Source organism: Streptomyces avermitilis MA-4680 = NBRC 14893, assembly GCF_000009765.2.
Taxonomy (GTDB): domain Bacteria; phylum Actinomycetota; class Actinomycetes; order Streptomycetales; family Streptomycetaceae; genus Streptomyces; species Streptomyces avermitilis.
Window position 1 is genome coordinate 5,173,389 of sequence record NC_003155.5, and the last position, 26,279, is coordinate 5,199,667.

The following is a 26,279-nucleotide window of genomic DNA, read 5'->3' on the forward strand; positions in this document are numbered from 1 at the left end:
TTAGACGTCGTTTCATTTGGTGAGGCGGCGCTGGCAGATGAGGGCTGCGGCGATGCCAGCGAAGGCGAGGCAGTGTTCTGCCTTGCGTTCGTAGCGGCGGTGGAGTCGGCGGCAGCCGGCGAGCCAGGACACGGTCCTCTCGACGACCCAGCGGTGGCGGCCGAGCCGCTTTGGCCCCGGCCCGTAAGGCAGCACGTCAGGCGCTGCGCAGGTCCGCGGCCCACTTCCAGGGGCGCCGCCTGCTCGCCGCGCTGCTCGCGCTGCCGGTCGGTGTGCTGGGCTGCCTGACCACCTGGATCGGCCGCAAGTTCGACATCCCGTCCCTGATACATCCCGGACGGCGGCTGTACCGGCGGATGGTGCAGACCGCGGGCGATCAGCGCGCGGCGCGTGACGAGGCCGCCCGCCAAACCCTGCGCGAGCAGGAGGCCGCCGCGGATGCGGAGGCAGCGCAGGACGGCACGGACGGCATCGCGGACGGTGTCGAGCGTCCGGCCGCGAAGGTTCCCGCCAGCACGAATCCCGAGGTCAGCGAAGGAGAGCACGTGTCCGGATTCCAGTTCGAAGAGGTCGCCTCCGAGATGGAGCAGGCCGCCAACCAGTACGACCCCGAGAACGCCATGGAGATCCTCGCCATGGTCGAGGGTCTGCCGGCCGCGCTGACCAGCGTGGCGAACGTGATGAAGATCCTCGCGGAGCGCTCCGACTCGGAGTTCCCGCTGGAGAAGGAGGTCGCGGACGGCTTCAACGACATCTTCGGCGCCCTGATGAGCGCCGTCGCGGTCGCCGAGGACATGGGGCCGCTGTTCCGGCAGGCCCACGAGCAGGACATCGCCCGGCATGAGGACCCCCGCAACGGCACCGAGGCTGAGAAGGGCTGGAACGTCTGAGATGAGCAGCACCGCCACCGCCAAACAGAACAGCGCGAGTGGCCCGGTGCTGGACTGGGCTGCCGGTCACGGACCCGTGACCGGCGCCCTGTCCGCGACCACCGGAGCCTTCGCCGTCGCCACCACCGGCGCCGCAACCGCCATGCCCCCCGGCTGGGCCCTGGCCGTCGGTGCCGCCGGCGCGCTCGGACACACCGTCGTCGGCCTGCGAGTACGCAACGCCGGCCGCACCCTCGCCACCCGCGCCGCCTCCTGGCTGGTCGGCGCCGGCTGGACCACGTGGGCCATGACGAACGGCCCGCTGACCTGGGCCGCTCTCGGCTCGCTCGCCACGATCGGCGTGGGCATCGGCGCCGCCGCCCGCTCTGCCGCGCTGTACGAGGAGGCACGCGAGGAGGAGGCCATCGCTGCGGAACAGCGGCAGATCGCCGCGGAGTTGTCCACGGAACGCCGCGCGATCGCCGCGGAATGGGTCGACCGCATCCAGCGCGTCTGCTCCATCACCGTGCGCGTGCTGGGGGTGGAGATGTGGGAGACCGGTGCCGGGTTCTCCATCGACGCAGAACTCCCGCCCGGCGGCGCCACCTGGAACAAGATCGCAGCCGAGTCCCCGCGGCTGTCCGCGGACGCCCGGCTGCACCGCCACCACGTCCCCCGGCATCGACCAGGGCCGGGTCATCATCGACGTGACCACGGTCAACGTCCTGGAGCAGGAACGCACCTACCCCACCGACTACAGCACGCTGTCCCTGCACACGGGCATCCCGTGGGGGTATCGCACCAACGCACAGCAGATCCTCGCCTACCTGCGCGAGCAGTGCGCCCTGATCGTCGGCCCGACCGGATCGGGCAAGACGAACATGGTGCACGCGATCCTCGCCGGGTTCGCCCGTGCCGAGGACGTCCTCACGTGGGTGATCGACCTGAACGCCGGATCGGCCGGTCTGCCGTGGGTGCTGCCCGCGCTGAACGGCCAGATCGTGCGGGAGGACGGCAAGCCCGTGCGGCCCGGTATCGACTGGCTCGCCGGCACGTTCGATGAGGCCATGACGATGCTGGATGCGGCCGTGCGCGTGGCCAAGCAGCGCAAGATGGGCTACCAGGCGCTTCTGTCGAAGGCCAACACGGACCTGTTGCCGATCAGCGCCAAGATTCCTCAGATCATGCTCGTGATCGATGAGGGCGCGGAGATCCTGGTCAGCCCCGACCGGCAGGTGCGCAAGCTCGGGGAAAAGATCCTGGAAGTCATCCGGATCGCCCGCGCCATGGGCGTGCGCACCGTGCTCACCGCGCTCGGAGCGACTGGCAGCGTGCTGAGCAACCTGATGATCCGCCGCGAGGCAAAGGTCCGTGTCGCTCTCACGGGTAGCGAGACGGAGGGCATGGACCTGAGCAAGATGTTCCCCGGCAGCCGGGGCCTGCGCGTGGACCAGGCCCCTTACAAGGGCGCCGGGTTCATGGGAACCCCGGAGTCGCCGGCCGCGCTGTTCAAGGCCTGGCGGATCCTCCCGAACCAGATCCGGGAGATCACCGCCGCCACATCCGACCGGCACCCACGGCTGGACGACGTGTCCGCAAAGGCAGCCGGACCCGCATACGCGCGGCGCTGGGATGCCGACCGCACCGCATGGATGCGCGACCAGGCCGTGTCGGACGACGCCGGCGATGACTCGCCCGTGACGCCCGGAGCGCTCCGCCTGTCCGCACTGAACGAGCAGCAGGAGTCTCCCGAGGACGCCCTCGCACGCCGATTCCGGGAGGAGATCGACGCGCAGTTCGGCACCGCACCCGAACCCCACACCACCGAGCAAGACGACGTGGCGGAGCGGCCGGTCGGACTGAACCTGTCGGCGCTGCGGGACGAGCAGGACAGCCCAGCGCAACAGGCCGCGCTCGCCGCACTGATCGCCGCCGGGCCCGCCGGGACGGGAGCATCCGCGATCGCCCGCACTCTCGCCGACGGGTTCGGGACGACGCGTCAGACGGTCGTGGGCTGGCTGAAAACTTGGCTGACCGACGGCACCGCCGTTCGCGTCGGGGAGGGCACCAAGGCCCGCTACGTACACCGCTCCCACACCCCCAACGGCTGATCGCTTGTCGCTTGTCGTCCCTCACGCGCCGCATGTCGTCTAACGGGTCAGTGGGGCCCGAATACGGTTTGTGACCTGGGAGGCGACAAGCGACAAGACAAGCAACGCGACAAGCCGCACGACAAGAGGGACGACAAGCCACGCGACAAGCAACCCACCCCGCCGCATGGGCCCGCGCCACCTGTTGGCGCGGGCCCGCGGCACACCTTGAGGGAGTCAGAAATGCGCCAGCCCACCCCGCCCGGACAGATAGCCCCACACATCCCCGCCGACGTCTTCCAGCGCTCTCAAGCGACCGGACAGCCGGTCGTGTTCGTCGTCAACGACACCCCGCCCGCCGTCCCCTGGGCCCGGCTCCTGATCCCGTTCGCGATCGCCGGGGCCGCCGCTCTTGGCACCTGGGGCGTGGTCGCCGCCTTGTGCTGGCTGATGGACGTGGCCGCGCACACCGCAACCGTCATCGGGGGCGCCGCGGGACCCATCGGAGCCGGCGGCATCACGCTCAAGCTCGCCCGCGGCAAGAACACCTAGCTACGCCAAGGGCGGCCCCACCGTCTCGCCAAAGCCGCGGGGCCGCCCTTGCCAACCAGCATCCGTCTACGGAACTGGAGACCTCCAGAATGACCCAACCTGCCAACGTAAGGCGAGACCCCGCCTTACCGATCAGCACAGATCTCACCCGACTCGGACTGCTCGCCTGGGCAACGCAAACCGCACAGCGCGGCCGGCACGTCATCCCGCTACGGCCGAACGACAAGCGCCCGGCAGGCCACGCGGAGCAGTACTGCCCCGCCACCGGGCGGTGCGCGGATGGACACAAGACACCCGAGCAGCGCGCCACCACCGACGTTGAACTGCTCATCGCCGCATGGGCACAAGCGCCGTACAACGTCCGTATCGCCACCGGCCCTTCCGGGCTACGGGTCATCGACCTGGACGGCTCCATCCGCACCGCCCGCCCGCGGGAGGCCGCATGACCGCCCGCAACTCCCCCCACCTGGAAGGCCTACCGCGCCCCGCCCGACCGGCCGGATCTCAGGCGACTGTGGGCGAACCGAAGGTCGCCGCGCGCGCCGGCCACAGCATCGCTGTGCTGTACCGCTTCTACGCGAAGATCTTGAAGGGGGGCCAGCAGCAGTCCAACAGCCTGATCGCCCGCGCGCTCGACGAGGGGGAATGGCCCTGATCCCGGCCCACAGATGGCCCATACGCACTGGTCAAACCTGGGATATGGGCGAGTCGGGGTGAGACAGGGTGAACGCAGAAGGGGTGCCCCTCCCGAGAGTGGCACCCCTTCTGACCTGCAACACCTTTGACCTGCGCGGTGGGTGTGGGATTTGAACCCACGGTGACATCGCTGCCACGACGGTTTTCAAGACCGTTCCCTTAGGCCGCTCGGGCAACCCACCCCGCGTCGCCGGTGATCGGCGGCGCGGGGACAAGAGTAACGGGTCAGGTGCCCCGCGTGCGGCTCAGCTGTCGCCCACGCGCTCTCCCAGCGTGACGTCCGTCGTGCGGGCCTTGCCGTCCCGGGTGTACGTGAGCTTCACCGTGGCGCCGGGGCGGTGGGTCCAGATCTCGCCGATCAGGGTCGGGCCACTGTCGATCACCATGTCGTCGAGCTTGGTGATGACGTCGCCCGGCTTGAGGCCGGCCTTGGCCGCGGGGCCGTTCGGGGTGATCGCGTCCGAGCCGCTGGCACCCTGCTCAGTGATCTTCGCGCCGCCCGTGCCCTCTTCGAGGGAGACCGAGGCGCCGATCACCGGGTAGACCGGCTTGCCCGTCTTGATCAGCTCCTGGGCGACGTACTTCGCCTGGTTGATCGGGATCGCGAAGCCCAGGCCGATCGAACCGGACTGGCCCGAGCTGCCCAGACCGCCACTGCTGGAGGACTGGATCGCGGAGTTGATGCCGATGACCGAGCCCTGCGCGTCCAGCAGCGGACCGCCCGAGTTGCCCGGGTTGATCGACGCGTCCGTCTGCAGCGCGCTCATGTACGACGCCTTGCTGCTGGAGCTGCCGTCGCTGGAGGCCACCGGCCGGTTCTTGGCGCTGATGATGCCCGTCGTCACCGTGTTCGAAAGGCCGAAGGGCGCGCCGATCGCGATCGTCGAGTCGCCGACAGCCACCTTGTCGGAGTCGCCCAGGGTCAGCGGCTGCAGGTCCGACGGCGCGTTCTTGAGCTTGACGACCGCGACGTCGTAGCCCTGCGCGTGACCGACCACCTCGGCGTTGTACTTCTTGCCGTCGGGGAAGGTCGCGGTGAGCTTGCCGCCGTCGACCGCCTCCGCCACCACGTGGTTGTTGGTGACGATGTGGCCCTGCTTGTCGAAGACGAAGCCGGTGCCGGTGCCGCCCTCTCCGCTGCTGCTCTGGGCCTCGATGGTGACCGTGCTCGGCAGCGCCTTGGCTGCCACGCCCGCGACCGTGCCCGCGTCCCGCTTGACGGAGCCGCCGCTGTCGGAGGCGGAGACCGTCGTCGAGCCGCTCGATCCGTCGTTGTCCTTGGCCAGCGTGTAGCCGATGCCGCCGCCGACTCCGCCCGCGACCAGCGCGGCCACGAGGATCGCGGCGAGCAGTCCGCCGCGGCCGGCCTTCGGCTTCGGCGCGGGCTGCTGGTACGAGGAGCCCCATTCGGCGCCCGCGCCGCCACCGTCGGCGTACGCGGGCGTCGCGGGCGGGGGAGGCGGCCAGCCCGCCTCGGCGGCGCCCGGAGCGTGCTGGGCGAAGCCCTGATGTGCGGGCGGCTCACCGAAACCCTGTCCGGGGGCGCTCGCCGACGGAGCGGCACCGACAGGCGCGGCGCTCTGCACGGGAGCGGGAGTTTCCACCGGCACGGGAGGTGCTGACGGGGCCGGGGGTACCGCGGTGCCCTCGTTCTCGGTGCTCACAGCTCTTCTCCTCGATCCACGGCTGTTGTTCTCGGTCGCACTCGGTCACGCTCACTCACGCTTGTCGTCGGTCCGGCGCGATTCAGCTGTGCATGTGCATTTTTTTGTACGCCGTCAGCTTTTCCCACTGGCCGTCAGAGCACCATAAGCGGTGGCTGTGGGTCCGCGGCCATCCTTTATATCGGACCTGTCGCGCTAAACAGTTATATTCCCGATATCTGTGCGATGCCAGAACGACGCCTCCCCGCTCCGCGCCTACCCCGCCACGGTGGCACCATGACGCGGTGACCCACGCACGACAGCACCCGATCCAGGTCGTCGCCCACCGAGGGGCCTCCGAAGAGGCGCCGGAGCACACCCTGGCCGCGTACAAGAAGGCGATCGAGGACGGTGCCGACGCCCTCGAGTGCGACGTCCGGCTGACTGCGGACGGCCATCTTGTCTGCGTCCACGACCGCCGCGTCAACCGTACGTCCAACGGCCGTGGCGCGGTCTCCGCGCTGGAGCTCGCCGAGCTCGCCGCACTGGACTTCGGCTCCTGGAAGAACGGCGACGAGGCCCCCGACTGGGAGCACCGCCCCGAGGACCGGGAGAACACCTCCGTACTCACCCTGGAACGGCTGCTCGAACTCGTCGCCGACGCCGGGCGTCCGGTCGAGCTGGCCATCGAGACGAAGCACCCCACCCGCTGGGCGGGCCAGGTCGAGGAACGGCTGCTGCACCTGCTGAAGCGATTCGGCCTCGACGCCCCCGAGTCCGCCGCGACGTCGCCGGCGCGCGTCATGAGCTTCTCGGCGCGCTCACTGCACCGCGTCCGGACCGCTTCCCCGATGCTGCCGACCGTCTATCTGATGCAGTTCGTCTCGCCCCGGCTGCGCGACGGGCGGCTGCCCGCGGGTGTCCGGATCGCAGGCCCCTCCATGCGGATCGTGCGCGGGCACCCCGGATACATCGAGCGCCTCAAGCGGGCCGGACACCAGGTGCACGTATGGACCGTGAACGAGCCGGAGGACGTCGATCTCTGCGTTGAGCTGGGCGTCGACGCCATCATCACCAACCGCCCGCGCGCGGTGCTGCATCAGCTCGGCCGCTGACGGCGGAGTGAAAACCCTGGGTCCCTCCCCGGGCGCCATCCCGAAAACACCGTCGGAATCCGGCCACCTGATTACAGGGTGTGCACCGGCGCGTTCGTTCCGTGTTCGATCGTTACGAGTGCGTCAGCGGACGTGGACCGGCCGGTTTCCAGTTCAGTCCAAAGGGGCATTCACACCGTGGCGTGGGGCGAAGGAGGTCTCGGGGGTGGCGTTGGTGGTGGCACAGGAGGTGCCCACGTCGTCGAGCATGGCCGTACCCCATGGCCCTGCGGGCGTGGGGAAAGCAAGACACCGGATGCGTGATCAGTTGCGTACCGGTGGAGTGGCGGATTCGGTCATCGACGATGCCGTACTGATTCTTTCCGAACTGCTCAGCAACGCCTGCCGCCACGGCAGGCCGCTGGGCGACGCCCTCGCGGGAGACGGCGATGTACGCGCCGCGTGGCGCGTCGACGACTGCGGGAGACTCACGGTCGAGGTGACGGACGGCGGCGGTCCGACCCGCCCGGTTCCGGCGACGCCCTCGGTCACCGCGCGCGGCGGCCGCGGGCTGAACATCATCACGGCGTTGGCCGAGGACTGGGGCGTGCGGGATGACGCCCGGGGTGAAGTGACGGTGTGGGTCGTGATGCACGGCGACGTGGACGCCGGGCACCGTCGCGACGACTTCGCTACGCGCGTCACGGCACCGTCGCCGCTTCGGCAGCCGCTGCTGTCGGACTCGGGGATATCCGACCTGGACTTCGCGGACGCCTTCGACGACGTCGACTGAGCCGGCTGGGGCCGGCCGGTGGGCTCCGGGGCGGCCGGGCGGGGACCGATCGCCACCGAGCCGAGTCCTACCGAAGGCGTCCGACCTGGACCGAAGCACCGGTTCCGGGACGAGTGGGTGCGTTGTCCACAGGTCCGCGTCGGCCGTCGCACGAACGGCTAGGCTCGCGCCGTACGAGACGAGCCGTAACCGGGAGACACCCACGATGGCCAAGAAGCGACCCCAGACGAAGTCCAAGCAGCCCCAGCTGAAGGACGGAGAGATCCCGGTCGTCGGCGCTCGCGAACCCTGCCCCTGCGGCAGCGGCCGGCGCTACAAGGCCTGTCACGGCCGCAGTGCCGCGCACGCGGTGACGGAGCTGGTGCAGCGCCCCTTCGAGGGACTGCCGGGCGAGGGCGACTGGATCGCGCTGCGCGAGCTGGTCCCCGCGGCGACCGTCGAGCTGAAGCTCAGGGAGGACCTCCCCGAGGGCGTCCCGTCGGTCACGCTCGCCACCGTCCTGCCGATGGCATGGCCCGCGCTGCGCCGCGACGACGGCTCGGTCCTGATCGGCCTGCAGAACGACACGGCGTCGGGTGACATCAGCCGCGACCTGGCCGACACCCTCCAGCGCGCGCTGACGGCGGAGCCCGGCACTCCGGTCCAGGGCCGGCGCGCTCCGGCCGACGGGCCTCGGCTCCAGGATCTCCTCGACCCCGAAGGCGCGTTCGAGCCAGTTGTGCACAGCGGCTTCGAATTCTGGGTCCCGGACGCCGAGAACGCGACGCCTGAGGTCGCCGCGTCCCTGGAGCGGGCCAACGCTGCCGCCATCGCGACGGTCAAACTCTCCGGCGTGGACGCGGCCTACTGGTGCGAGACCCCCGACAAGAACCACCTGCGCTGGGTCATGCCGTACCCCGAGGAGCAGCTTCTGGACGCTCTCGCGCGGCTGCACGCGGCCGGGCAGTCGGGCCTCGGCGAGGGCACGCGGCTGGTCGGTTCCTTCCGTGCCCACGGCCTGACGGTGCCGGTCTGGGACCTGCCGAGCGGGGTCGGGGCGGAGGACGTGGAGAAGCCGGCGGCCGAGTTCGCCGAGCGTCTGGCGGCCGCTCTCGCCACGGATGCGCCGCTGACCGCGGACGAGCGCCGGGCGCGCGGCGGACTGACCAACCGACAGGTGACACTCAGCTGACTCACAGGGCCCGAACTGACCGACCGGTCAGCTGGTCAGGACCTGCAGAACGGGTGACTCCTGTCACAACTCCCCGTGGCGACAGGTAAATCCGTGTCCGAATAGCCGAGATCGAATTTGCGAACCGCCGATCTCTTGTTACCGTTCGAGTAGCCCGGTTGCTGGTGCATCCCCCGTCGCCAGCAACCGGGTCTTTCTATGCCCGTCGCGTGACACGAAACCGAGGGCGCCGCCAACTGCCTTACGGGCACACGGAGTTGCCTCAGAGGCACAAGGCGGAGAGCCGGGTCCCCCGGCCGGCCGGGGCTCACCGAACGGCCCGAGCCCCCGGCGTCCTACGACCCGCCCGAGTCGCTCCCGGAGCGCAGCAGCAGCGGTCCGCTCCCGGCGCCCTTCGCGAACTCCGCGATCGCCGTGTACGCCCCCACATCCCCCACGGTGCGCTCCCTGGGCGTCTCACACGCCCCCGGGTCGTCCTCCGCGCCCACCACGCAGCGCATCTGCACGGTACGGCCGCCGGGCTCCATGAGGCTCAGGACGGAGTGCAGGTCCTCGCCGGTCGCGTTGCGGTAGTAGGTGCGCGCCCAGGTGTCCCGCCCCTGGGTCATGACACAGGTCTGCGCCTCGATGCCGTCGGCGGAGAAGAGTTCGGGGCCGCAGCGGGCCGCGGTGGCCAGGCCGAGGCCCAGCACCAGGGGGGAACGGGAGGGTACCGGCACCTTGTCGTCGGCTTCGGACGCTCGTAGGGCCGCGCGGCCCTCGTCACCGACAGGGCCCGCGGACGCCACGGCCAGCGGGAGCGCGACCGTGGCCGCCGCTACGGCCGCGAGGGCGAACAGCCGCACCCTTCGGGGGTCCAGCCCGCGACGGCGCGGCGATGACGTTCGCTGTTCCCCGGAATGACGCTGCATGGACGGAACATAACGACCACGGGCCGGTGTCGGGCCCGCCGCGCGCCCGACACCCCTACAACTCGGGCGCGCTCACACCCGTACGAGTGAGGGCCTCGACGACCGCGTCCACGACGGCCTCCACATCGGGCACCCAGGGCGCTGCCGAGCCGGGCAGCGGTGCCCGCTCCCAGCCGATCCGGCCGTGGCCGGTCTCGGACGGGGGCAGCGTGATGTAGCCGCCCTCCCCGTGGAAGCGCAGGGAGCCGGGGACGTAGTCCTTCGCGTAGAGCAGCTCGCCCAGCTGCTCCATGGAGTAGGGCGCCACAAGGATCGCCCAGCGGTGGGGCGTCGCGACGACCGGGCCGAGGCGCATCCCCATCTGGTCGAGCGCGGTGAGGGCCCGGGAGGCCGCCAGGGCCGGCAGGCTCACCGCGCAGGGCGCCTTGCCTCCGGTGGCCAGCACGATGGGGGCCGTGGGCCTGTTCGTCCACCACCAGCGCACCATGCGCTCGTCGGTGGTGGCCGCGAGCAGCCCTGGGTCGAAGGGGTGAGCGCCGGGCACCGTGCACTCCGGGTCGGGACAGCCGCAGCGGGCACGCCCCTGCGGGTCCGGCGCCACACCCGGGAGAACGGGCCACTTCCATTCGGCCGCGAAGGTCAGGGCCGCGCTGATCAACTCAGGCCTCCCGTCGTTCCGCTTGGACAGGAGCCTGCGTCGCCTTCCGAGGATCTCGCGCATGAGCGCTCGTTCCTTTCCGTTGCACGCCTGGCAACACTGTGGACCATCACGTCATGTGTCGATCACTTCACTGTGCGTACCTGCTGGCGCATCACACCCCTGTCTCAGACAAGGGGAACCCCTATGGGCCGAGCGTTGGCTACGTCCGCGTCCATACTGCGTCTGGCAAAAGCATGGGCATGGCGTGGGGTGGCGGCGCCTGGCGTTTTGCCGTCCCGCGTATTTCTCGCCGCCTCCGCCACGGGAGGATGGGGCTCGGTCGTCGGTGGTTAAGACGCCCGGGTCCGTCGCCAGGTTCCGGGTGATTCCCAACCACCCCTGGCCTTCACCGAGTACGTACCCATCACGACCGCTGTGACGCTCTGTCGAACAAGGCCAGTCGACCGCAATATGCCGTTACCCGAGGCAGTTTTAAGCCAACTTTGCCTTACCGCAATAGTCTCATGGACACCAGGAATCCCAGCAGGACAATGCTGGACATCCCCTCACGAGTGCGTGTACATGTGGAGACACTGCTAGCGGCGCAGAATGACATGGGGGTTTGCGATGCTATCGAGCAATACGCACCGGTCGGAAAGCCGGACGCCATGAACGCCCCTCACCTCCCGAAAGTGGCTGGAATCGATTCAACGGTTCCCTCGCCCGCACACACTGTCGCGCCGACGTCCGCCGCCACAGGCACCCCTTCGGCCACGTCCGCCACCGGCCCCGGAGCAGTTCTGCAGGACCGTCTCGCCAGCTGGGTCTCCGACCTCACGACCCTTCACGAACTCACCGAACGCCTGGCACGCACGGACTCGCTCGCCGACGCACTCCAGGAGCTGCTGCGCGCCGGAGCCGCCCTGGTGGGCGCCCGGCGCGGTCTCGTCGTACTGGAACCACGCGACGGGCTCGGCCCGGACACGACCATCGGCCTCGGCCTGGCCCGCGCCGATCTCGGCCACATCGAGACCGTGCCGCGCAGCTCCATGTCGTACGGGAAGATCCTCGACGGACTTCCCGGCGGCGAGCGCGAGATCACCCAGCCCGACCTGTTCTCCGAGGACGGCCTGGACCCCCGCCACCGCGAGGTCGCCGCCCGGCTCGGCTACGCCGCGAGCTACGCCCTTCCCCTGTCCACCCAGGCCGCGGGCCGTCTCGGCGCGGCCGTGTGGCTCTACGACGAGCCCGCCGAGCCGGTCGAGCGCCAGCGCCACCTCATCGGCCTCTACGCCCGCTACGCGACCGAACACCTGGCGCGGCTCGTCGAAATGGAACGCACACGCGCGTGCATGACGACGATCTCCGAGGAGCTGCTTCCGTCCCGGCTGCCCCGGGTCACCGGCGTCCAGCTCGCCGCCCGGCGCCGTACCGGACCGCGCGGCGGCGGCGACTGGTACGACGCGCTGCCGTTGCCCGACGCGGCGCTCGGCCTCGCGGTCGGCTCGGTCACCGGCTCCGGCCCCAGCGCGATCGCCGCGATGGGCCGGCTGAGGGCCTCCCTGCGCGCGTACGCCGTGATGGAGGGCGAGGACCCCGTCGCCGTCCTGTCCGACCTGGAGCTGCTCCTCAGACTCACCGAACCCGCCCGGTCCGCCACCGCCCTCTTCGCCTACTGCGAACCCGCCCTCCGCAAGATCACGCTCGCCGGGGCCGGGCACAGCCCGCCGCTGGTGATCGGCGAGCGGCGCACGGAGTTCGTGGAGACCTCACTGTCGGCGCCCCTGGGGATGCTGGCCTGCTGGGAGGCCCCGAGCGTCGAGGTGACCGCGGCGCCCGGCGAGACCGTGCTCCTGTACACGGACGGCCTGCTGCATCGCACCGGCGACCCCATGGACCGCGCCTTCGCCCGGCTGCACGCCGCCGCGGCGAGCGTTCCGCGGGCGGTGCGCACCGATCCGGGCGCCGTCGCCGACCACGTACTGCGCAGCGTGCTGCCGGACGGCCTGGACGCGGCGGACAGCGAGGAGGACGTCGTCCTGCTGGCGGCACGCTTCGAGTGAGCCACGACAGCGGACCTTTCCGGCCCTGGGGCGGCCTCCGGTACGACCGTACGATGGAAGAGGCCCAGTGCCGTACCAAGGAGGATGACCGTGGCGGAGGAGCTCCCGGAGACCCCGGAGACCGCTGAAGAAGAGCCTTTGAAGCAGCGAAAGAACAGTCTGTACCCGGGCGTGTCCGACGAGCTGGCCGAGAACATGAAGTCCGGTTGGGCCGACACCGAGCTGCGCGACCTGCAGCCCATCGCCCAGGCCACCGAGACGGCCGCCCGCCGCACCGCGCTCTCCGCGCGCTTCCCGGGCGAGCGCCTGGTCGTTCCCGCGGGCAACCTGAAGACCCGCTCGAACGACACCGAGTACCCCTTCCGAGCCTCGGTCGAGTACGCGTACCTCACCGGCAACCAGACCGAGGACGGCGTCCTGGTCCTGGAACCCACCGCCGAGGGACACAAGGCGACGATCTACCTGCTGCCGCGCTCCGACCGTGAGAACGGCGAGTTCTGGCTCTCCGGCCAGGGCGAGCTGTGGGTCGGCCGCCGCCACTCGCTCACCGAGGCGGAGCAGCTGTACGGCATCCCGGCCTCCGATGTGCGCGAGCTGGCCGACAAGCTGCGCGAGGCCACCGGACCCGTCCGCGTGGTACGCGGCTACGACGCCGGTGTCGAAGCGGCGCTGACCGACAAGGTGACCGCCGAGCGCGACGAGGAGCTGCGGGTCTTCCTGTCCGAGGCCAGGCTGGTCAAGGACGAGTTCGAGATCGGTGAGCTCCAGAAGGCCGTCGACTCGACCGTGCGCGGCTTCGAGGACGTCGTGAAGGTCCTCGACAAGGCGGAGGCCACCTCCGAGCGCTACATCGAGGGCACGTTCTTCCTCCGCGCGCGCGTGGAGGGCAACGACGTCGGCTACGGCTCGATCTGCGCGGCGGGACCGCACGCGTGCACGCTGCACTGGGTGCGCAACGACGGCCCGGTCCGCTCCGGCGACCTGCTCCTGCTGGACGCGGGCGTGGAGACGCACACGTACTACACCGCCGACGTCACGCGCACGCTGCCGATCAACGGCACGTACACGGAGATCCAGAAGAAGGTCTACGACGCCGTGTACGAGGCCCAGGAGGCCGGTATCGCGGCCGTGCAGCCGGGCGCCAAGCACCGCGACTTCCACGACGCGGCGCAGCGTGTGCTGACCGAGAAGCTCGTCGAATGGGGCCTCGTCGAGGGCCCCGTCGAGCGCGTCCTGGAGCTCGGCCTCCAGCGTCGCTGGACGCTGCACGGCACCGGCCACATGCTCGGCATGGACGTCCACGACTGCGCCGCCGCGCGCACCGAGACGTACGTGGAGGGCGTCCTGGAGGCGGGCATGTGCCTCACCGTCGAGCCGGGCCTGTACTTCCAGGCGGACGACCAGACGGTCCCGGAGGAGTACCGCGGCATCGGCGTCCGCATCGAGGACGACATCCTGGTCACCGCGGACGGCAACCGGAACCTGTCGGCGGGGCTGCCGCGCCGCTCCGACGAGGTCGAGGCGTGGATGGCGTCCCTGAAGGGCTGATACGGCAGTGATGGCCGGGTACCTACGGGGTACCCGGCCATTCGCGTGTGCGGCCCGCGGACAAGGGTGGCGCACACGAGGGAGTACGCACACAAGGGGGGCGATTTTCTGTGTCCGGGGGACCTGGCTTCGTGGACGACTTCTGGTCCGGTGTCGGAGTGGATCTGCATCTGGAACCGGACGCGGCGGCGGGCCGCAGGGCGGGCCTCGAACGGGCGCTGCGGGACGCCGTGCGCGACGGACGGCTCGCCCCCGGCACCCGGCTGCCGGCCACCCGGCGGCTCGCGGCCGAGCTGGGCATATCCCGGGGCACGGCGAAGGCGGCGTACGACCAGCTGGTCGCGGAGGGGTACCTCACGGCCCGCCAGGGTGCCGGCACCGAGGTGGCGGCACTGCCGAGCGCGTCCTTGGAGACGCGGGACGGCGACGCACGCACGCGTGCACCTCGTTTCGATCTGCGGCCGGGCAGCCCCGACGTCGGCGCGTTCCCGGCGGCGGCCTGGCTGCGGGCGCTGCGCCGCGCCATCGCGACGGCGCCCTCGCTGGCATACGACTACGGCGACCCGCGCGGCCGCATCGAACTGCGGACCGCGCTGTCGGGTTATCTGGGGCGGGCGCGGGGCGTGATCGCACCGCCCGAACGGATCGTGATCACCTCGGGGTACGTACAGGGGCTGGCCCTCCTCACGCGCGTGCTGGACGGCGGGACGGTCGCCATGGAGGATCCGGGACTGCCGTTCCACCGGAACGTGGTGCGGCGGGGCGGCGCGAGCGTCGTACCGCTTCCCGTCGACGAACGCGGTGCGTGCACAGAGGGGTTGGGGACGGAGTCGGCCGTCGTCGTCACGCCCGCCCACCAGTATCCGACCGGGGTCACGCTGCACCCCGAGCGGCGGCGGGCCCTGACGGACTGGGCACGCGCGCGGGGCGGACTGATCGTGGAGGACGACTACGACGGGGAGTTCCGCTACGACCGGCAGCCCGTCGGCGCGCTCCAGGGCATGGCACCCGGTCACGTCGCCTACCTGGGCACGGCCTCCAAGACGCTCGGGCCCGCGCTGCGGCTGGGCTGGATGGTGCTGCCGCCGCACCTGGTCGACGCGGTGGCCGACGCCAAGCTGCACAGCGACCATCACACGGAGTCCATCGGCCAGCTGGCACTCGCCGAAATGATCAACAGTCACGCGTACGACCGGCACGTACGCACCTGCCGCCTGCGGTACCGGCGGCGCCGTGACCAGCTGCTGGACCGGCTGGGGCCGCGGTGGTACGTACGCGGGATAGCGGCCGGTCTGCACGCTCTCGTCGAAGTGCCGGACGAGTCGGCGGTGTTGGCGCGGGCGGAGGCGGAGGGGCTCGCGGTGGGACGCCTCGGGAACCACTGGCATGCGTCGGCGGGGGATGGCCGTGCGGAGAGGGATGGCCACGCGACGGGGGACGAGCGTGCGGCGGGGCGGCCGCAGGGGATCGTGGTCGGGTACGGGACGCCTCGGGAGCGGGTGTATCCGGAGGCGTTGGAGGTGCTGGGGCGGGTGCTGGACACGTGACAGATGTCATCGGCGGCCATGAATCGGGTCATGAAAAGGCGTGAGGATTGGGCCTGTTGAGCGGTCCAATGGGCCCGTAGCGTCGCAGACATGACGAACGACGCCGCAGCAGTCGAGCCCGGAACCCCGGGCACCGGGACCTCGGGCACCGGGACACCGGACGCGGCCCTCGTGGGGGCGAGCCGTGCCGTGGGCGACGGCTCTCCTGGACGGGCGGGCCGTACCGCCTCTCCCGGGCGGGTGGGCCATCTCGTCCCGCCCGCCGGCCCGCGGCGCGTGCTGGCCCTGGCCCAGCTGAGCAACTCCGTGGGGGACGGCGCCTATTACGTGACCTCCGCGCTGTACTTCACGCACGTCGTCGGTCTGCCCGCAGGACGCGTGGGGCTGGGGCTGACCGTCGCATGGGCGATCGGCTCCCTGGTCGGCGTACCGCTGGGCCGGCTCGCCGACCGCCGCGGTCCGCGCGGCACCGCGGTACTGCTCGCGCTCGCGACCGGATTGGCGGTGGCATCCTTCCTGGTCGTACGCGGCTTCCTCCCCTTCGTCCTCGCGGCCTGCGCATACGCGTCCGCGCAGTCGGGGCTGGCGGCGGCCCGACAGGCGCTGCTCGCCGGGCTGATACCAGCCGGCGAGCGCACAGGCCTGCTGGCCCACCTTCAGTCGACGCTCAACGCGGGCCTGGCGGTGGGCGCGGGGCTCGGCGGCCTGGCGCTGCACGCCGGATCGCGGGCTGCGTACCTCGGCGTGTTCGCCGTGGACGCGGTGAGCTTCCTGCTGTGCGCGGCGTTGCTGCTGCGGCTGCCGTCGGTGGCACCGACCGCGACGGGGGTGCGGCGGGGCCACGGCCTCGGGGTTCTCCGCGACCGTCCCTATGCGCTGGTCACGCTCCTCAACACGGTTCTGCTGCTGCGGATGCCGCTGCTCAGCCTCGGCATCCCGCTGTGGATCACGGAACGCACGGATGCGCCTGCTTGGCTGGTCTCCGCGCTGTTCGTGCTCAACACGGGGGCGGTGATGCTGTTCCAGGTGCGCATGGCACGGGGGGTCACCGGGCTGACGACGGCCACGCGGGCGATACGGGTCTCGGGCGTCGTGATGCTGGCGTCCTGCGCGGTGTTCGCCCTGTCGTCCGGCCTCTCGCCGTGGGGCGCGGCGGGGATCCTGGTCCTCGGCGCCGTTCTCCAGGTCGTCGCCGAGATGAAGCAGTCGGCAGGGTCCTGGCAACTGGCCTTCGACCTGGCACCGGCCGACCGGACAGGGGAGTACCAGGGCTTCTTCGGCACGGGTGTCACGGTGGCCCGCACGCTGGGGCCGCTGGTCCTGACGGCACTGCTGGTGGACTGGGGGACGCCCGGATGGTTGCTGCTGGGCGGACTGATGCTGGCTGCGTCGTACGGAATGGGGCCGGCGACGAAGTGGGCTGCCACCCGCGGCGCGGTGACAGCCCAGGACGATCAGGACCAGCAGGACCCACACAACCCACAGGGCCAGCAGGGCGACCCGAACAGGTCGGGCAGGCAGGGCGCGGCCGAGGTCAGGCAGCCTGCGCCGGTGAGCTGACGACCACCGGCAGCGCGTCCACGAACAGCGCCCCCGCCAGCAGCGAGCCGCTCCCCCGCGGGCTCCACCCACGCGCCTGCAGATCGGCGTCGAACGCGGACAGGGCCTCACGACCCGCCTCCGTCGCCGTGCCGCCCGCCTCGAGCACTCCCCGCGCACCGGCCTGCACATGGCGCAGACCGTGCGGACCTGCCGTGTACAGCAACTCCGTGTCCTGGAGGGTGGACATGACCGTCAGCAGAGCATCGAGCCACGCCTCGGATTCGGCGGCGCCGGCCGAGCGCGCCGTGGCCAGGGTGGTCAACGCCCGCCGTACGTGCGGAAATCCGGCTCGCGCCTCCCCTCGCGCGCCCGCCGCCCCGTACTTCGCCGAGACCGACGACCCCCGGGAAGGCCGCCGCGGCGCCCGTCGGTCGGTGTGCGCCGCGATCTTCTTGGCGGTCGCGGCCACGTCGGGCCCGGTGGCCCGAGGCTCCAGGGCGGCCGCCGCGACCAGGAGCCCCAGCACCCACAGGGCGCCCCGGTGTCCCCCGCCGGCGAGCCGCACGGAGTGCTCGGTGGAGCGTCCGATCGCGCCGAGTTCGGTGCGGAGTTCCGGCGTCGCCGTACCGGTGCGGCGCGCGGCCGCCGCCATCGCCGCGAGGCCGGGCGTCAGCGCCTTGGCCGACCAGCGCAGCAGACAGTGATCCTGCCGGGTGGCGCGGGCCCCGAGGTCGCGCGGATCGGGCAGGCCGGGCTTGGGAGCCAGTTCCAATTGCCGGGTCAGTGCGCTCACGGCGGCCTGCGCCAGCGCCTCGTTCTCACGGCTGCTCATGGGCGTACCTTACGAAGACGCCGACGCGGACGGGGAGGTGCTGTCGCTCGGAGCGCCGCTCGGCGGCGTGCCGGTGGGGGCATCGCTCGGGGCACCGCTCGGGGGCGTTCCGCCACCGCCGCTGCCCGCGCCGGTGTTCTCCGCGTCGGGGTCGATGCCGAGGATGATGTAGCCCTTGTAGCCCTTGGACGGGTCCGCCGTGTGGACCGGTTCGAGAGTGAGCAGACCGCTGGCGGCACCGCCGCCGTCGTAGACCATGTCGTCGTCGAGCTTGGTGTAGCTGCCGGTGTGCTTGGAGTACGGCTCCAGGGCGAAGATCTCCTCGGCGGCGTCGTCGGCGAAGAAGAGCTGGCCGGTGTGGTTGACCTTGCCGCCCTCGTACGTGCCGTCCTCCTTCTCGCCGCCCGTGTGGACCTTGACGTGGATGTGGCAGGTGCGCGGGGTGTACCAGCCGGGGAAGATCGTCTTGAACTTGACGACCCCGTTGGCATTGGCGATCTGGTAACCCCGCAGGTATGTCTGGTCGTCGGCGGTCGAGCCGTCCTCGCTCTCGGCGGGTGCGGAGCCGCCGGGGTTGGCGGTGGTGTAGCCGGAGTAGTAGCCCCAGGCGTCGCAGTGCCAGATCTCCACCGCCGCACCGGCGACCGGAGCGCAGGATTCGGTGGTGTCCTGGACGGTGATGCGCAGCGTCAGCGGGACACCGTTCTTGCCCTCGGTGATGTCCTTGCGCACGAGCGCGCCGTCGAGGTAGTACGGCCCCTCGGTGACGCTCGACATCAGCACGCAGGTGCCGCTGCCGGAGCTCGCCGAGGCGGACGCGTCGGCCGCGGTGGCTTCGGTGTCGGCGGTGGTCTCGTCGGCGAAGGCCGACTGGTATCCGGCGACGGCGAGCCCACCGGCCGCGACCGTTCCACCGGTCACCGCGATCGCGCGGCGCCGGGTGATGTTTTTGTCCGTGTGGTTCCCAGTCATGCTCGGGACGCTAGGGACGCCGCCCCTCAGGGACATGGGGTCACGCTGTGAGCAGCCTGAGAATGCCGGCAAAGCTGAAACTCCGGTCGGCCGACGGCCCGCGAAGCCCCGTCGAGCCGGTGTCCCTCACCCGTGCGTGGAGAACAGCCGGTGCAGGGGCACCACCGTCAGCGCGCTGGGCGGGACTTGGGCGACGAGCCAAGTGGCCCCTCCCGCATGCCGGCATTCCAGCGCGGAGGGGTCGGGCACGCACAGGAGGGTGCACGGGCCGTGCCGCCGCCCGGCGCTGAGGGCCGCGGCGCGGTCCGTGGTCAGGTGGACCCACTGCCGGGTCATCGGCCTCAGCCCCTCGCCGCGCTCAAAGATGTTGTGGAGCGCGGTGGTGGGGGTGCAGTGGTAGAGCCGGCCTTCGGGTGCTCTGATCTCGTACTCGATCGCCGTGGGCCGCGAGTGGCCGTAGCGGGCTCGGACGAGATCGCCCCGGACCTCGAAGCGCTCCTCGCTCACCGCGCGCGCGACACTGATCAACTCGTCTGCGGAGACCCTGAGTTTGGGGTCCAGGGCCCGCACGAGGGAGTCGATCGGCACCCAGCCCTGCGGGTTCTGCGTCAGCTCCCGCCCGTGCCGCAGATGGTAGGAGAGCGACCGGCTGATCCGGCGTCTGCGGCCGTCCTTCAGCTCCCGCAGCGGGGCGTCGCCCGGTGTGCCGCGCCGTTTCGCCCAGGCGTCACGGAGCCTGATCGCGAGATCGCGCGTGAGGTCGCCCTTCGGCTGCGAGCTCAGCTCGTCCAGCAGGGCCTCGCCGTGCTCGCGGATCCCCGGTTCGTTGGTCCGGTCGCTCAGGCACCGCACCGCCCGGGCCAGCAGCGAAGCCCGGTAGGCGGCCCAGACCTTCTCGACGTCAATGGGCCGGGAGGGGCCGGCGCACCGCGTGAGCGCCTCCACGTAGCAGGTCACCACATCGCGGCGCAGATCCCAGCGGTCCACCGGAAGGGCCGGCACGTCGTCCGTCAGCTGGGCGAGTTCGTAGCCCATGGGGCGCCAGCGCGCCGCCTCCAGGTCGACCGCGATGATCCGGTCGTTGTCGGTCACGAGCCAGTTGAAGGCGTGGGCGTCCCTGCGGGGCTGCGGCGGCAGGCCGATCCCCTCCAGCAGGGCCCACCACTCCTCGAAGAGCTCGTTGGCCCCGTCGGACGGCTCGTCGGGCAGCACCGCCCGCAGCCACATCCGCACCTCGTTGCGCACCTCCTTGCGCACCCCGCCGATCCGCCCCGATGCCGGGTCGTCGGAACCGTGCACGTAGGCGAGGAACTTCGCGGCACGCTTCAGCAGTTCACAGGACGTGTCCGGGGATGCGGGCGACAGGCACTCGGCGAGCACCGTGCCGTGCTCGAACCGACGTACGGTGATGATCTCCGTACCGATCTGGAACTGCTCCTCGCTGTGCGACAGATCGGTGGCCGAGATGGTGGTGATCAGGTCGATGGTGGCGAATTCGTCCTCGGCGTCCATACGGCGCAGCGTGCGCGCCACCGCGGCCGATTTCTCGGTGTCGCGGTCGAAGCAGAGCCGCGTGGTCGGTTTGAAGACGAGGGTGGAGCTGGTGAAGCCGAGATAGTCGTCGACGGTGACCACGTTGCTGCGGCCGCCGAGGTTGCGGCGCACCAGGTCGGGGCTGCTGATGGCCCGGTCGGCGGCCTCCTCGTAGAAGAGGCCGGAGTCGCCCTCCGCGACCGCCCGGATCCACCGGTCGGCCTGCGGGACGTCCCCCAGCCGGCGGCGCATGTCCGCCTGTTCGGACCGGTTGAGGGTCCCGCCCTTCTCCAGTTCACGGCCGAGCCGTACCAGCGGCACACAGGACGTGCTGTTCGCCGCCGTCTCCCGGATCAGAAGTGAGATGCCGACCATCCAGAACTTGCGGTTGCCCTGCAACTCGGCCGTGGCGAGGAGGTCGTCGGCATAGCGCATCCTGCTGAGTTCGTCCGTCAGCGGAGCGGCTCTCACGAGCGACCTCTCCTGGAGGTCGAGTGCCTTGCGCAGCAGCCGGGCGCGTTCCATCTCACTGACGTCGTCCAGTTGGATGTACGCCCGCAGGCAGTCGGACAGGAGACGGCGGTGCAGGGGTTCGGTGGAGGACTCGAAGCGGCGTTGCAGATGGTGGACGAGCGTGGCCGGGAGCGTCACGGCCGGGTACCCGTCCTCCGCGAACCGGCGCAGATGCTCGCCGAGCCCGAAGGGGTTGTTGAGCCGTCGCAGCCCGAGCCTTATGTGGGGCACCAGTTCGGGGGTCCTGCGGGCGGCGGCCGCGACGCAGTCCAGGAGGGCATGACGTACGGCGTCCTCACCGCCTGGCTCGCCCGCGGCCAGTAACGCCTTCTCGGCTCGTTCGAGATAGGTGCCGAAGGCGTCGCCCTTGGGCAGCCCGTCGGCCAGCCGCAACCAGATCTCGGCCATGTGCAGCATCCATGACGTGCCGCGCCGCTCGCCGGGGAAATCCTTGTCGGTCTTTACGGCGCGGCCGAGATACTCCCGGTTCCCCGTGTGGTCGTGCAGCCGCAGATAGCACTCCAGGAGATAGGGGACGGCGTCCTCGGCGGGGTTCCCCTCCGTGATCGAGGCCCGGATGTGCGCGGCCGACGACTCCAGATCGGCGGCGCCCACCTGTTCGAACCGCGCCAGCAGCACGGTGGCCTGGCCCAGCCGGCCGGAGAACTGGAATCTGCTGCTGCCCTCGGTCAGGGCGTTGTCCCGGACCACATGGACCAGATAGGTACGCGCCAGGCGCAACGCGCGGCAGAAGACAAAGGGGCGCCACCAGTTGATGGAAAGAGCGTGGTCCCACAGGGAGAGAGCCACGCGCTGCCTGACCACGTGCAGGGTCTTGTCGTACCGGAGCCTGCTGGGCATCTTCGCGGACGCCTCGGCCGCGAATCTGCACAGGTTGCTCTCGAAGACAAGCGATTCCAGGACCAGGATGGCCTGGTCACGGGCGTCCAGAACGGCTTTCCACGCCGTGATGACACCGCCTGGGTCCCGCTCCGCGTCGAGGACTTCGTACACCCATCCCGCGCCGCGGTGCTGGACCCAGACGCTCATCCAGTCGTCGAGGGACTCACAACCCACCCACCGCAGCAGCTGGACGACCTCGGGGAAGCGCTGCTCCAGGAGGGCGGTCAGCGTCGGCTCGGACGGCGCGGGCGACGGGGACGCCGTGCGCCTGGGGTGGCTGTCGCTCCTGCTGTGGACCTGAGGAGGAATCGAGGGGCGGATCTGTCGCTGCTCGGTCCTGCCCAGTCTCTGAGCCATGTCCAGTGGCGTGAACCTTGCCGTCACGGCACCCCCCGTTGTCCGCTCACGTGCCTGGCCCTCTGCTGTGCTCGACCAGGGACCTGGAGTGTAGCGGCGGTCACGTTGAGTGAGGAGGGGGTCGGCGTCAGGATCAGGACGCGGTGACCAGTGGCGCGCCCTTGCGCCATTTGAGGATCTTGTCGAAGCTGACCACCGCCCCGCCCCGGCCCGGTTTGTTGCCGATGTGGACGTGGTCGGCGAGTTCCTGGATGAGTCCGAGGCCGCGGCCGTGCTCGGCGTCCATGTGCGCGGCGCGGATCACGGGGCGGGACCGGCCGGACGGGAAACCCGGGCCGGAGTCGGCGACTTCGATGCGGCACTTCTCGCCGTCGAGGTAGGCGGTGACCCGGTACGCCTCGGACGTGCCGCCGAGCGCGGCGTCGCCGCCGTGTTCCACCGCGTTGGCGCAGGCTTCGCTGAGGGCGACCGACAGGTCGTAGGAAATGTCGGGATCGACGCCCGCGGTCTCCATCGTGCCCAGCAGGAGCCGACGGGCGAGCGGCACGCTCGCAGCATCGCGCCGCAAATGGAGTGACCACCAGATGCTCATGCTCCAGCCTCCTGGCTGCGGCTCGACATACCGTTACGTATTGCCGCAAGTACCGGGGTGCAATCGCCCTGTCGCCGTGATACCGCCCATATGGCGGATGCGCGACCGTCGGGATCGGTGTATGTGAGGGCGACTCACCACAGAACATGACGTTCCGGGTCACTCTCCCGGTTCCCGCACGTAGGCCACCTTGCGGACCTGCCGTATGGGCGGGGTAAGGCCAGTGCGATGATGAGCCCGCCATGACTGCCCCCCGCCAGCGCGCGGCGCGCTCCGGATGCGATCTCCGGGTTCTGAGGGCCGCGGTGTTCGCCGCGGTCTGTGTCGTGCTGGCCGCGGCCGGTCATGGTCTCGCCTCCTGCACCGCTGTTCCGCTGTGGACGCTGGGCGCCGGGTTCCTCGCCGTCTTCACCGTCGCCGCGGCGCTCGCCGGGCGCGAGCGTGCGCTGCCGGGCATCGCCGCGGCCCTCGCGGTCGGCCAGTCGGTGCTGCACACGCTGTTCGGGCTCGGGCAGGTCTCCGGTACGTCGATGACGTCGGGCGGCATGTCCATGGGCTCCATGGGCTCCATGAGTTCCATGGCTTCCATGGCCTCCATGGGCGACGGGTCCCTCGTGGAACGGGCCGCACGGCTCGCGTGCGGGAGCTCCGTCGCGGCGATCAGTCCCGCACAGGCCCAGCGGATCCTCGCCGAGGCGCGACTCGACACGGGTACAAGCACGGGCACGGGCACGGGCACGGGCATGGTCTCGGCCTCCATGCACCATGCCGCGGACGCCGTACCGACCGCGGCCGGTTCCTCAATGGCGATGCTGCCGTCCCTGCCCATGCTGCTCGGTCACGTTCTCGCAGCCGTCGCCGCCGGCTGGGTGCTGCGTCGTGGAGACATGGCGCTGCTGCGTCTCATCCGGCTGTCGGCGCACGGCGTCGCGGAGGGCGCACTCGTACGCTCCCTGCGCGGGGCGCTCACGCTCGTACGCGCCCTGTTGGCCGGACTTCCCGGTACGCCCGACACGGCCCCGCGCGCCCCGCGCACGGCACTGCTCGTACCGCCGAAGCCGCCGACCACCGCGCTCCAGCACACGGTGATCCGGCGCGGCCCGCCACCCGCCGCCGCGCTCGTCCTCGCCGCCTGAAGCGACGCACCACTCCCCTCGTCCCACGGATTCCAGCGGAGGGGCTGCCGTCGCGCGGCACGCGCGCGTGCCCGTGCAGGTCCGCAGTCGTCACTCCTTGGGAGTCGTACTCCCATGAACAGTCGTCACTTCTGTGAGCCCATGCCGCCGCGCACGCGCGTCCTCCTTCCGCACGGACTGTTACTCGAAGTGGAGTGTTCTCTGCCATGAAGGCAACCCGTATCGCCGCCGCCGGTGTCGCCGCCGCCTCGGCCGTCCTCGTCCTGTCCGCCCCCGCCTTCGCGCACGTCAGCGTGCAGCCCGAGGGCGAGGCCGCCAAGGGCGGCTACGCGACCGTGAACTTCAAGGTCCCCAACGAGCGCGACGACGCCTCGACCACCAAGCTCGAGGTGAGCTTCCCGGCCGACCACCCGCTCGCCTCCGTCATGCCGCAGCCGATCGACGGCTGGAGCGTCAAGGTCACCAAGTCCAAGCTGGCCAAGCCGCTCACCCTGCACGGCGAGAAGATCGACGAGGCCGTCTCCAAGGTCACCTGGACCGCCACCGGCAAGGGCGTCGAGCCGGGCTTCTTCCAGAAGTTCCCGCTCTCCATCGGCGCGCTCCCCGAGGACACCGACGAACTCGTCTTCAAGGCCCTCCAGACGTACGACAACAAGGAGGTCGTGCGCTGGATCGAGCCGCAGAAGGAGGGCCAGGAGGAGCCCGAGAACCCGGCTCCGGTGCTCGCCCTGTCCGCCGCGTCCACGGACGGCCACCACGGCTCCTCGACCGCCGAGGACGCCTCCGACACCTCCAAGTCGGCCGCCGACAGCAGCACCGAGGCCTCCTCCGCCGACAGCAGCGACACCACCGCCCGGGTCCTCGGCGTCGTGGGCATCGTCGTCGGCGTCGCGGGCGTGGCGTACGGCGTTCTGGCCGGCCGCCGGCGTACGAGCGCCTGAGGCTCAAGCACCTCTCCGGTGCGCACCGCGGAGTCGTACGGCCTGGTCATCGCGTCGTACGACCCCGGTGCGCACCGGGGTCCTCACATCTGGGACATTTTTCTATGCGCAAGAAGACGTATGCCGCGGCCGCGCTGTTCGCCGCCGCCGCTCTGAGCCTCTCCGCCTGCGGCACCGGCGACGACAGCAACAAGCCCATCGCGGATGTGTCCGCCGAGACCGGTTCGGACAAGGCGGCGGTGGTCCTCGACAGTCCGTTCGAGAAGCCCGACCTCGTCCTCACCGACACGCACGGCAAGAAGTACGACCTGCGCGCGGAGACCAAGGGCAGGCCGACGCTGATCTATTTCGGCTACACCAACTGCCCCGACGTCTGCCCGCTGACGATGAACAACCTCGCCGTCGCCAAGAAGCAGCTGCCCAAGGCGACGCAGGACAAGCTCCGCATCGTGTTCGTCACCACCGACCCGAAGCGGGACACTCCCGCTGAACTCGGCAAGTGGCTCAAGGGCATCGACCCCGACGTCGTCGGCCTGACCGGCGACTTCGACACGATCCAGGCCGGCGCCCGCACGCTCGGCATCTCCATCGAGGCGCCGCACAAGGACAAGAACGGCAAGATCGTCTCCACGCACGGCACCCAGGTCATCGCGTTCTCGCCGAAGACCGACGGCGGCTATGTGCTGTACGACGACCAGACCACCGTCGACGACTACACCAAGGACCTCCCCAAGCTCGCCAAGGGGGAGAACCCGTGAGGCGTCCCGCAGGAGCCGCCGTGGGCCTGGCCGTGGCCCTGGCGCTCGCGGGCTGCGGCTCGGACGACGAGGCGGCGTCCGCGTCCTCCGCCAAGCCCGAACTGAAGGTCACCGGCGCCTATATGCCCGCCCCCTCCATGGGCACCATGGCGGCCGGCTTCTTCACTGTCGCCAACTCCGGGGGCGCCGACACCCTGACCTCGGTGTCCAGCGATCTCTCCGCCGACGTCACCCTGCACTCCACCAAGGGCGGCGCCATGGAGGAGGAGACGTCCTTCCCCGTACCCGCGAAGGGACAGCTCGACTTCGCGAGCGGCGGCAACCACCTCATGTTCGAAAAGCTCACCCACAAGCCGGAGCAGGGCGAGAAGGTGTCGGTGAAGCTGCACTTCGCCAAGTCCGGCACGGTCGCGGTGGAGATGCCGGTGAAGGCCGCCACCTACAACCCGAAGACCGGACACTGAGGGAGGGATCACCTTGACGCAGACCACCGCTCCCCGTGCCGCTTCGCGAGGCAATTCCGGCAGCACTTCACGAGGTACGTCCCGCACGCCCTGCGGCGCGTCCCGCGCCACGTCCCAGG

The 26,279-nt window shown here is 70.7% G+C and carries 22 protein-coding genes, 1 tRNA gene and 2 pseudogenes; 16 read left to right on the forward strand and 9 right to left on the reverse strand.

Annotation, left to right across the window (positions count from 1 at the left end; genetic code table 11):
- Window positions 1-12 precede the first annotated feature (12 nt).
- Window positions 13-171: pseudogene (locus SAVERM_RS40290) on the reverse strand (transposase); the annotation flags it as partial.
- On the opposite strand from SAVERM_RS40290, the gene SAVERM_RS21815 reads away from it, so the two are divergent.
- The 5 genes and pseudogenes from SAVERM_RS21815 (at window position 171) to SAVERM_RS43760 (ending at window position 4,166) form a co-directional block, all read left to right on the forward strand.
- The gene (locus tag SAVERM_RS21815) at window positions 171-890 is read left to right on the forward strand and encodes a hypothetical protein (RefSeq protein ID WP_237528866.1); all 720 of its coding nucleotides are present in this window, start codon (window positions 171-173) and stop codon (window positions 888-890) included. The pseudogene SAVERM_RS40290 and the gene SAVERM_RS21815 overlap by 1 nt on opposite strands.
- A 1-nt stretch (window position 891) precedes the next feature.
- A pseudogene (locus tag SAVERM_RS21820) lies at window positions 892-2,980 on the forward strand (ATP-binding protein).
- Between the two features lie 222 nt (window positions 2,981-3,202).
- Complete coding sequence (locus SAVERM_RS21825; RefSeq protein ID WP_037647677.1) at window positions 3,203-3,511, forward strand: hypothetical protein; 309 nt, start codon at window positions 3,203-3,205, stop codon at window positions 3,509-3,511.
- An 89-nt stretch (window positions 3,512-3,600) separates the two neighbouring features.
- On the forward strand, window positions 3,601-3,957 hold the full coding sequence (locus SAVERM_RS40295; protein ID WP_010985648.1) for a bifunctional DNA primase/polymerase: 357 nt from the start codon (window positions 3,601-3,603) through the stop codon (window positions 3,955-3,957).
- A complete protein-coding gene (locus tag SAVERM_RS43760) occupies window positions 3,954-4,166 on the forward strand; it encodes a hypothetical protein (RefSeq protein ID WP_010985649.1) in 213 nt (70 codons plus the stop codon). Before SAVERM_RS40295 ends, SAVERM_RS43760 begins: the two co-directional genes overlap by 4 nt.
- Window positions 4,167-4,302: 136 nt before the next feature.
- On the opposite strand, the gene SAVERM_RS21835 is transcribed toward SAVERM_RS43760, so the two are convergent.
- Together SAVERM_RS21835 and SAVERM_RS21840 are read right to left on the reverse strand one after the other, a co-directional pair.
- Window positions 4,303-4,389 (reverse strand) — tRNA-Ser (locus tag SAVERM_RS21835).
- A 63-nt stretch (window positions 4,390-4,452) separates the two neighbouring features.
- Entirely contained in the window at window positions 4,453-5,871 is a 1,419-nt protein-coding gene (locus SAVERM_RS21840) for a S1C family serine protease (RefSeq protein ID WP_010985650.1), read from the reverse strand.
- Window positions 5,872-6,155: 284 nt separating this feature from the next.
- Here SAVERM_RS21840 and SAVERM_RS21845 point away from each other — a divergent pair, with 284 nt between their 5' ends.
- The 3 genes from SAVERM_RS21845 to SAVERM_RS21855 all read left to right on the forward strand — a co-directional run bounded on the left by SAVERM_RS21845 (window position 6,156) and on the right by SAVERM_RS21855 (window position 8,908).
- Window positions 6,156-6,965 (forward strand): glycerophosphodiester phosphodiesterase, encoded by an 810-nt coding sequence (locus SAVERM_RS21845; RefSeq protein WP_010985651.1) that lies wholly within the window; start codon window positions 6,156-6,158, stop codon window positions 6,963-6,965.
- 118 nt (window positions 6,966-7,083) lie between these two features.
- Window positions 7,084-7,737, forward strand: a complete 654-nt coding sequence (locus tag SAVERM_RS21850; RefSeq protein WP_010985652.1) for an ATP-binding protein — start codon at window positions 7,084-7,086, stop codon at window positions 7,735-7,737.
- 205 nt (window positions 7,738-7,942) lie between these two features.
- Window positions 7,943-8,908 carry a DUF5926 family protein gene (locus SAVERM_RS21855; protein WP_010985653.1) on the forward strand — a complete coding sequence of 322 codons (966 nt, stop codon included), beginning with the start codon at window positions 7,943-7,945 and terminating at the stop codon, window positions 8,906-8,908.
- Between the two features lie 335 nt (window positions 8,909-9,243).
- On the opposite strand, the gene SAVERM_RS21860 is transcribed toward SAVERM_RS21855, so the two are convergent.
- Both SAVERM_RS21860 and SAVERM_RS21865 read right to left on the reverse strand, forming a co-directional pair.
- On the reverse strand, window positions 9,244-9,819 hold the full coding sequence (locus SAVERM_RS21860) for a hypothetical protein (protein ID WP_010985654.1): 576 nt from the start codon (window positions 9,817-9,819) through the stop codon (window positions 9,244-9,246).
- A 55-nt stretch (window positions 9,820-9,874) separates the two neighbouring features.
- Window positions 9,875-10,540 carry a bifunctional DNA primase/polymerase gene (locus SAVERM_RS21865; RefSeq protein WP_010985655.1) on the reverse strand — a complete coding sequence of 222 codons (666 nt, stop codon included), beginning with the start codon at window positions 10,538-10,540 and terminating at the stop codon, window positions 9,875-9,877.
- 470 nt (window positions 10,541-11,010) lie between these two features.
- On the opposite strand from SAVERM_RS21865, the gene SAVERM_RS21870 reads away from it, so the two are divergent.
- The 4 genes from SAVERM_RS21870 to SAVERM_RS21885 all read left to right on the forward strand — a co-directional run bounded on the left by SAVERM_RS21870 (window position 11,011) and on the right by SAVERM_RS21885 (window position 17,177).
- Complete coding sequence (locus SAVERM_RS21870; protein WP_078234385.1) at window positions 11,011-12,522, forward strand: PP2C family protein-serine/threonine phosphatase; 1,512 nt, start codon at window positions 11,011-11,013, stop codon at window positions 12,520-12,522.
- 84 nt (window positions 12,523-12,606) lie between these two features.
- Window positions 12,607-14,070 carry an aminopeptidase P family protein gene (locus SAVERM_RS21875; RefSeq protein ID WP_010985657.1) on the forward strand — a complete coding sequence of 488 codons (1,464 nt, stop codon included), beginning with the start codon at window positions 12,607-12,609 and terminating at the stop codon, window positions 14,068-14,070.
- A gap of 131 nt (window positions 14,071-14,201) precedes the next feature.
- On the forward strand, window positions 14,202-15,617 hold the full coding sequence (gene pdxR / locus SAVERM_RS21880) for a MocR-like pyridoxine biosynthesis transcription factor PdxR (RefSeq protein WP_010985658.1): 1,416 nt from the start codon (window positions 14,202-14,204) through the stop codon (window positions 15,615-15,617).
- Between the two features lie 90 nt (window positions 15,618-15,707).
- Window positions 15,708-17,177 carry an MFS transporter gene (locus SAVERM_RS21885; protein WP_010985659.1) on the forward strand — a complete coding sequence of 490 codons (1,470 nt, stop codon included), beginning with the start codon at window positions 15,708-15,710 and terminating at the stop codon, window positions 17,175-17,177.
- Here the strand turns inward: SAVERM_RS21885 and SAVERM_RS21890 are convergent.
- From SAVERM_RS21890 to SAVERM_RS21905, 4 genes are all read right to left on the reverse strand, one after another.
- Window positions 17,152-17,991 carry a triphosphoribosyl-dephospho-CoA synthase gene (locus tag SAVERM_RS21890; RefSeq protein WP_010985660.1) on the reverse strand — a complete coding sequence of 280 codons (840 nt, stop codon included), beginning with the start codon at window positions 17,989-17,991 and terminating at the stop codon, window positions 17,152-17,154. The two genes, SAVERM_RS21885 and SAVERM_RS21890, sit on opposite strands and share 26 nt — an antisense overlap.
- A gap of 9 nt (window positions 17,992-18,000) precedes the next feature.
- Window positions 18,001-18,963: an intradiol ring-cleavage dioxygenase gene (locus SAVERM_RS21895; RefSeq protein ID WP_037647683.1), complete on the reverse strand. Its 963-nt coding sequence runs from the start codon at window positions 18,961-18,963 to the stop codon at window positions 18,001-18,003.
- Window positions 18,964-19,089: 126 nt separating this feature from the next.
- Entirely contained in the window at window positions 19,090-22,269 is a 3,180-nt protein-coding gene (locus tag SAVERM_RS21900; protein WP_202497478.1) for an RNA 2'-phosphotransferase, read from the reverse strand.
- Window positions 22,270-22,402: 133 nt separating this feature from the next.
- Window positions 22,403-22,861: an ATP-binding protein gene (locus tag SAVERM_RS21905; protein ID WP_010985663.1), complete on the reverse strand. Its 459-nt coding sequence runs from the start codon at window positions 22,859-22,861 to the stop codon at window positions 22,403-22,405.
- 242 nt (window positions 22,862-23,103) lie between these two features.
- On the opposite strand from SAVERM_RS21905, the gene SAVERM_RS21910 reads away from it, so the two are divergent.
- From SAVERM_RS21910 to SAVERM_RS21925, 4 genes are all read left to right on the forward strand, one after another.
- Window positions 23,104-23,997 (forward strand): hypothetical protein, encoded by an 894-nt coding sequence (locus SAVERM_RS21910; protein WP_010985664.1) that lies wholly within the window; start codon window positions 23,104-23,106, stop codon window positions 23,995-23,997.
- Between the two features lie 206 nt (window positions 23,998-24,203).
- On the forward strand, window positions 24,204-24,938 hold the full coding sequence (locus SAVERM_RS21915; protein ID WP_010985665.1) for a YcnI family copper-binding membrane protein: 735 nt from the start codon (window positions 24,204-24,206) through the stop codon (window positions 24,936-24,938).
- Between the two features lie 104 nt (window positions 24,939-25,042).
- Window positions 25,043-25,696: an SCO family protein gene (locus SAVERM_RS21920; RefSeq protein WP_010985666.1), complete on the forward strand. Its 654-nt coding sequence runs from the start codon at window positions 25,043-25,045 to the stop codon at window positions 25,694-25,696.
- Complete coding sequence (locus SAVERM_RS21925; protein ID WP_010985667.1) at window positions 25,693-26,160, forward strand: copper chaperone PCu(A)C; 468 nt, start codon at window positions 25,693-25,695, stop codon at window positions 26,158-26,160. The genes SAVERM_RS21920 and SAVERM_RS21925 overlap by 4 nt, the downstream gene beginning before the upstream one ends.
- Window positions 26,161-26,279: the final 119 nt, after the last annotated feature.

Excerpts from the sequence above, each read along its gene's own strand:
- SAVERM_RS21825 (WP_037647677.1), top strand. The coding sequence starts at position 3,203 with ATGCGCCAGCCCACCCCGCCCGGACAGATAGCCCCACACATCCCCGCC.
- SAVERM_RS40295 (WP_010985648.1), top strand. The coding sequence starts at position 3,601 with ATGACCCAACCTGCCAACGTAAGGCGAGACCCCGCCTTACCGATCAGC.
- SAVERM_RS43760 (WP_010985649.1), top strand. The coding sequence starts at position 3,954 with ATGACCGCCCGCAACTCCCCCCACCTGGAAGGCCTACCGCGCCCCGCC.
- SAVERM_RS21855 (WP_010985653.1), top strand. The coding sequence starts at position 7,943 with ATGGCCAAGAAGCGACCCCAGACGAAGTCCAAGCAGCCCCAGCTGAAG.
- SAVERM_RS21860 (WP_010985654.1), bottom strand. The coding sequence starts at position 9,819 with ATGCAGCGTCATTCCGGGGAACAGCGAACGTCATCGCCGCGCCGTCGC.
- SAVERM_RS21865 (WP_010985655.1), bottom strand. The coding sequence starts at position 10,540 with ATGCGCGAGATCCTCGGAAGGCGACGCAGGCTCCTGTCCAAGCGGAAC.
- SAVERM_RS21870 (WP_078234385.1), top strand. The coding sequence starts at position 11,011 with ATGCTGGACATCCCCTCACGAGTGCGTGTACATGTGGAGACACTGCTA.
- SAVERM_RS21875 (WP_010985657.1), top strand. The coding sequence starts at position 12,607 with ATGACCGTGGCGGAGGAGCTCCCGGAGACCCCGGAGACCGCTGAAGAA.
- SAVERM_RS21885 (WP_010985659.1), top strand. The coding sequence starts at position 15,708 with ATGACGAACGACGCCGCAGCAGTCGAGCCCGGAACCCCGGGCACCGGG.
- SAVERM_RS21890 (WP_010985660.1), bottom strand. The coding sequence starts at position 17,991 with ATGAGCAGCCGTGAGAACGAGGCGCTGGCGCAGGCCGCCGTGAGCGCA.
- SAVERM_RS21895 (WP_037647683.1), bottom strand. The coding sequence starts at position 18,963 with ATGACTGGGAACCACACGGACAAAAACATCACCCGGCGCCGCGCGATC.
- SAVERM_RS21900 (WP_202497478.1), bottom strand. The coding sequence starts at position 22,269 with ATGGCTCAGAGACTGGGCAGGACCGAGCAGCGACAGATCCGCCCCTCG.
- SAVERM_RS21905 (WP_010985663.1), bottom strand. The coding sequence starts at position 22,861 with ATGAGCATCTGGTGGTCACTCCATTTGCGGCGCGATGCTGCGAGCGTG.
- SAVERM_RS21910 (WP_010985664.1), top strand. The coding sequence starts at position 23,104 with ATGACTGCCCCCCGCCAGCGCGCGGCGCGCTCCGGATGCGATCTCCGG.
- SAVERM_RS21915 (WP_010985665.1), top strand. The coding sequence starts at position 24,204 with ATGAAGGCAACCCGTATCGCCGCCGCCGGTGTCGCCGCCGCCTCGGCC.
- SAVERM_RS21920 (WP_010985666.1), top strand. The coding sequence starts at position 25,043 with ATGCGCAAGAAGACGTATGCCGCGGCCGCGCTGTTCGCCGCCGCCGCT.